Raw genomic sequence first — 5,805 nt, 5'->3', positions numbered from 1 at the left:
CCCCCCCCCCCCCCCCCCCCCCCCCCCCCCCCCCCCCCCCCCCCCCCCCCCCCCCCCCCCCCCAAACTAAGTAGCCTTACATTCCTAACGCCTTGCATAGCAAACCATACAAGCTTCGTCCTAGATTCCGCACAAGGGGTTCGTTGTGCATAAGAACTCCAAAATTTATATCGCCGGACATAAGGGGCTTGTAGGGAGTGCCATTAAAAAACGATTAGAATCTCAAGGATACACAAATTTAATCTATAAAACCCATAAGGAGCTAGATTTAATTAACACAGAATCTGTGTTAAAGTTTTTTGCCACAGAAAAGCCCGAATATGTAATTTTGGCTGCGGCAAAAGTTGGGGGGATTCTAGCAAACAACACTTATAGGGCTGATTTCATCTACCAAAATTTACAAATTCAAAACAATATTATCCACAATTCTTATTTATGTGGCGTTAAAAAACTACTCTTTTTAGGTTCTACTTGTATCTATCCTAAAGACACTCTTCAACCCATTAAAGAGGAATATCTCCTCACCAATACGCTTGAATACACAAATGAACCTTATGCGATTGCTAAAATTGCAGGGCTAAAGATGTGCGAATCTTATAATCTCCAATATGGGACAAACTTTATTTCTGTAATGCCAACAAACCTTTATGGAATCAATGATAATTTTGATTTAGAAAATTCTCACGTTCTGCCTGCATTACTTAGAAAAATACATCTTGCTAAACTTTATCATCAAAATAAGCAAGATGAAATCTTGCGAGACTTAAAAATGCGAAATTTTGAGGAAGCTAAAAATTATCTCCACCACTTTGGAATCCAACCTAATTGCGTGGAAATTTGGGGTAGTGGGAATCCTAGAAGAGAATTTTTGTATGCTGATGATATGGCAAATGCATGTGTATTTATTATGCAAAATATTAATTTTCAAGATTTATATACAAAAGATTCCACACAAATCCGCAACACCCATATTAATATCGGCACAGGAGAGGATATATCCATTAAAGATTTAGCACATTTAATTAGAAATATTGTGGGTTTTAAAGGGGAAATCTACTTTAATACAAGCAAGCCCGATGGTACAATGCACAAATTAAGTGATGCAAGCAAAATCCACTCTTTAGGTTGGAGGGATTCTATTAAATTAGAGCAAGGAATAAGAAGTGTATATGAATGGTATCGGCAAAAGTAGTTTGTTATTATCATCACAAGCGCAGTAAAGCAATTTATAATCTCGCATTTTGCCTTTTGCGATTCCGTATAAGCAGAGCAAGGACGAGCAGTCAGTCAAAGCACGATTTTTACTAATTTTTTCCCAATCCTAAAAGACAAATGTTTCTTTAAGTGTTCCGCTTCTTTGAAATCCCAATAATCCTGCAGAGGGCTCGCGCGCTCTATGTTTGCCAGCTTTTTGTATCTTTGCAATATCCGATAAAGCACCCCAAAACTCTTTAAAAAATTTGAAATGCTTTTGAAGCTTGAAAGCGTGGCTAATCCTAGCTGATATTCTAAGCTTTGGTGCATAAGGGCATACGCACCGATTTTTTGTTCTTTTGCATAGGGCTTGATTTTTGCTAGCAAAGGCAAGAAGCCCATAGGGTCGGCTTGGAAGCTTTCTAAATTCATTGCCAACATACACAAGCGATTCAAAATACCTTGCTTTAGAATCGCACAAGTTTGAGGTTCTATCTCTCCGCTCTCCATTCGTGTAAAAATGTCTGTTAGCATTGTTGCAGCACTTGTGGCGAGACAATATTTGTGCAAAAGCATAGGATTCCCGCAAAAATCTTTCAAGTAGCATTGGAATCGTTTGGGGATATTGCTTAGCCCTGTTTTGCCTCCATAATTCGTTATGCTATGCGGATGAATGCGATAAATGTAAAGTTTTTGGGGCAAAATAAAAATAAATTGACTTTGAGCAAGCAACAAAAGCCAAAAGTGGTGGTCTTCCTCCAAAGGAACATTTGCAAATTTGAGTGAAATAGCTTTTAAAAACCTAAAATCAAGCATTCCTTGCCAAGCAAAAGCGTGCCATTTCCGCTCTACTAACTTGCTTTGCGTAAATAACTCCGCAGGCGTCATCTTGCATTCCTTGCAGAAGCCATATTTTTCAAGTGGAGTGGGCTTTTTTGCGGAATCGTAGTTAAGATTGCCCTCGTATTTTCGCTGAAAATCAAACCATACAATCTCTACACCCCACATTCTCTTCACGCATTGTTCTACGCAATCAAGCTCTATATAATCATCACTATCTACAAATTGTAAATAATCAATTTGTGGAATCTCTAGGGGATTTTTAAGGCTATAAATTGCATAGATTTGGTAGGGATTCTCTCCTATAATTTGGTAGGAATGCAATGTATCTGCTTCCTTGTGTGTTGCGATTCCATTGTGCAGAATCTTCCCACTGAAAAACTCTATTCCTGCATTCCTTGCATTTGCTTGTCCGCCATTTGCTTTATCAATAATTGTGATTCTGTTATCTTTTTGTGCATATTCTTTGGCAATTCTCAAGCTAGAATCTGTACTGCCGTCATTGATTAAAAGAATCTCTAAGCTTATATAAGTCTGATGAATGATGCTTTCTAGGCATTGTGGCAAAAAGGAGGAGACATTGTAAATGGGAACTACCACACCAACCCTCTTATTTCCGCGTTTATTGGAACTAGATTCGGCGTTTTGCATTGATTTCTTTTACATAATTTTTGTTTTCTATTGAAAATTAAACTTTTCAAATTTTATTATACATTATCAATTCTTAAATATGTGATAGATGACCTAAAGGAGAATCACAGGTTGCAGTTCATCTTGAAGCCCTCAAAAACAAAATCATACTTCAAAATCCCACAAATAAATTTTAATCTCTATTAAATAAAACACACAAAGTGTTTTTCTCATTAACACCTCTATTTGCGAGCTATGATAGGCTTTGCGATTCCAAATAAATCCTTTAAAAACTCCCTAAAACAAGACATTCTTTAACCTAATTATTTCTTTATGCAAAGAAAATATTTTGTATTGAAAAGTTTAATTTTCAATACAAAATTTGGATTAATTGATAGGCATTTATGATTTTAGAACGAAAAAGAGTTTTGACATTTGGCACTTTTGATTTGTTTCATTTTGGGCATTTGAAGCTTTTAGAAAGAGCTTCAAGATTGGGAGATGAGCTTTTTGTGGGCATTTCCTCTGACGCACTGAATTTTTCGAAAAAGGCGCGCAATCCCATTATGAACGAAATTGAGAGGGCGCATATCGTTGCTTCCTTGAAGTTTGTTAATAGCGTTTTCTTAGAAGAATCTTTAGAGCTAAAAAGAGAGTATTTATTGCGTTATGAAGCAGATATTTTGGTAATGGGTGATGATTGGTCAGGAAAATTTGACGAGTTTAAAGACATTTGCCAAGTCGTGTATTTACCCAGAACGCAAAATATTTCCACAAGCGAACTTTTACAAAGAATCAAAAATGACTTTTAAAAAGATTTTCCAAAAGACTTATCGGGAAAGCAAGGGAGTAAATCCTTTGACTTTTGTTTTTTGTCTATCGGCACAAGTTTATATGCAAAGCCTAAAAACGCATTCTAAAGCCTTTTGGATTCTTAAAAACTTGCAATTTTTCAAACAAAGAATCGCGGAATTTTATTTCGCAGAGATTTTTTATTTTTATGGGGATTTCACGCGAAGTTTAAAGCATTTGGATTATTTTTTGAAGTCCAATCCCAACCACGCAGACGCAATTTACCTGCAAGCAATATTGCTGGCTTATTTGGGTGGCAAACAAGAAGCCTTTTTGTCTTTGGAGCGTCTCTTGCAAGCCTCCAAAAGGCTAAAGACTTGGATAATTCTTGCAAAAATTATCCAAGATTCTAAGGATTTAGAGTCTGCCAAGCAGATTTTAAGTAACAATCTTTATCGTTTTGAAAGATTCAAGTTGCACCAATGGGAGATTCTAAAGCACTTCGCAAATGCAGCCGCTAGAATCGGAGAATACAAAGAAGCCAAAAGACTTTTTAAAGAATCTTTGTTTTTATTTTTGCAAAGGGATTCTAAGAATCTTAACACAAAAGAAGTAATGGATTTAAAAAGCGCAAAAGAGGCGTTAGAGGATTTGCACAATCTCTTAGAACAAAACGAAATTCAAATGTTTTTGGTTTCGGGTACATTTCTAGGTTGTGTGCGTGAGCATAACTTCATCGCCTATGATAAGGATATAGATGTTGGGATTTACAAGCAAGATTTGCAAAAAGCAAGAGAGGTTTTACAAAAAAGTAGGAATTTCAAGCTCAATACTCTTTTTAAAAATTATCAAGGTGGCGTGCAGATTCGCCATTTAAACAACACTTATATTGATGTTTTTGCACATTATGAGGAGCAGGGGCGCATTTATCACGATGGGGATTATGTGCGGTGGTGGAATACTCCTTTTAGGCTTGTGCCTTATGAGTTTTTGGGTAAGCAATATCTAGCACCAAAAAACTATAATTTGTATCTAAAAGAAAACTATGGCGAATGGGAAACCCCAAAAGATTCCGCGCAATATGAAACCTTTTTAACCACTCCAAATATGGAAATCACAAATAAACAATGGTTTATTTGCTCGCTTTATAATCTGCTTTTTGAGGTTTTTTCCTTGCAAAATGAGACAAAAATCTTAGAGAAATTTAAAAACTTAGGCGAAGGAGATTTTGTGCAGGAATATTTAAAATTCAAACAAGGAATCGCAAGATGAAAGTATTAATTTTTTACCCCTTTTATTATTATGCAATGAAAATTTATCATAAGGATAAGGATTATAAAAAAGCAAATAAGTTTTACCAAATCGCAGAGAGGTTTTGCCCAAACCATACAGAGAATTTGTTTAAAATCGGAATGTGCTACAAAAAATGCAGAAATTATAAAGAAGCAAGCAAATATTTCCAAAAAGCCCTTGAGCTAGATTTTGAAAACGAAAAATACAAAGAGCAATTGGAAATCGCAAGAACGAGGGATTTTGCGCTTTTTGCTCCTACAAAGCTTTGGTGGCAAGAAATCATCGCCCTAGAGCAAGAAATACAGCAAAAAGGCGAGAGCTATGCTAGGTGCTTTCTCCTTGCAGAGGATTGCAGGCAAATGCACCATTACGACAAAGCAGCTAAAGCCTACAAAAGAGCGATTGCGCTGTGCGAACACAAGGAAAATCTCGTGCAACTTTATTATGAAATGGGATATGCTTATGAGAATCTAGCAGACGAAGCGAGTTTGGGATTAGCCAAAGAAGCCTATGCGCAGGCGATTAAATTAGACGAGGAGTTAGAATCCAAAAGATATGGAATCGGGGTTTTTCACTTTGCAAAAGAGCGTTGGAAGTTTGCGAATCGCGCCTTTTTGGAGAAGTTGCACTCTTGGGATTCCATTGCAAATGCTTCGGATTGTAAGGTTGTAGATTGCCACGATTCTGTTTCACAGAATCTCTCAATGACGCAAAGCCAAGCTTCCGATGATTTGCTACTTAAAAAAATAGGCGAAAGCTTTGAGCGGCTTTATGATTGGCAAAATGCTATTTTCTATTATCAAGAATCCTTGAAGCTAAATTATCAAAACCCGCAAACGCATTTTCGGCTAGGGTTTGCACAAGAGCGTATGGGAGATTTAAAAGGCGCGGTAGAATCCTACACACAAGGTGTCAATCGCAACAATACTTTGAATAACTATTGGATTTATCGTTTGGGATTCTGCCTCTCCTGCCTCCAAGACTTTGAGGGCGCAGCCCAAGTGCTTTTGAATCTCCAAACAATCCAAAGCTATCCACTATTAGGCGGGGGGGGGG

The 5,805-nt window shown here is 37.1% G+C and carries 5 protein-coding genes; 4 read left to right on the top strand and 1 reads right to left on the bottom strand.

Translation table 11 applies throughout. The annotated features are described in order from the left end of the window. The first annotated feature begins 145 nt into the window (after window positions 1-145). Window positions 146-1,192, top strand: a complete 1,047-nt coding sequence (locus K2N75_RS07360; RefSeq protein WP_297681653.1) for a GDP-L-fucose synthase — start codon at window positions 146-148, stop codon at window positions 1,190-1,192. 95 nt (window positions 1,193-1,287) lie between these two features. Here the strand turns inward: K2N75_RS07360 and K2N75_RS07355 are convergent, their stop codons facing one another. Then, window positions 1,288-2,685 carry a glycosyltransferase family 2 protein gene (locus K2N75_RS07355; protein WP_297681651.1) on the bottom strand — a complete coding sequence of 466 codons (1,398 nt, stop codon included), beginning with the start codon at window positions 2,683-2,685 and terminating at the stop codon, window positions 1,288-1,290. 383 nt (window positions 2,686-3,068) lie between these two features. Here K2N75_RS07355 and K2N75_RS07350 point away from each other — a divergent pair, with 383 nt between their 5' ends. From K2N75_RS07350 to K2N75_RS07340, 3 genes are all read left to right on the top strand, one after another. Further along, complete coding sequence (locus K2N75_RS07350; RefSeq protein WP_297681649.1) at window positions 3,069-3,476, top strand: adenylyltransferase/cytidyltransferase family protein; 408 nt, start codon at window positions 3,069-3,071, stop codon at window positions 3,474-3,476. Next, entirely contained in the window at window positions 3,466-4,728 is a 1,263-nt protein-coding gene (locus K2N75_RS07345; protein WP_297681647.1) for a LicD family protein, read from the top strand. Before K2N75_RS07350 ends, K2N75_RS07345 begins: the two co-directional genes overlap by 11 nt. Next, the coding region (locus K2N75_RS07340) for a tetratricopeptide repeat protein (protein WP_297681645.1) at window positions 4,725-5,805 on the top strand (1,081 nt) is incomplete at its 3' end. The genes K2N75_RS07345 and K2N75_RS07340, both read left to right, overlap by 4 nt.

Origin of the sequence: Helicobacter sp. (assembly GCF_029067145.1) — a bacterium.
Classification (GTDB): Bacteria; Campylobacterota; Campylobacteria; order Campylobacterales; family Helicobacteraceae; genus Helicobacter_D.
Note: the sequence above shows the minus strand (reverse complement) of the source record. Positions and strands in the feature narration are given on the sequence as shown.

Excerpts from the sequence above, each read along its gene's own strand:
- K2N75_RS07355 (WP_297681651.1), bottom strand. The coding sequence starts at position 2,685 with ATGCAAAACGCCGAATCTAGTTCCAATAAACGCGGAAATAAGAGGGTT.
- K2N75_RS07350 (WP_297681649.1), top strand. The coding sequence starts at position 3,069 with ATGATTTTAGAACGAAAAAGAGTTTTGACATTTGGCACTTTTGATTTG.
- K2N75_RS07345 (WP_297681647.1), top strand. The coding sequence starts at position 3,466 with ATGACTTTTAAAAAGATTTTCCAAAAGACTTATCGGGAAAGCAAGGGA.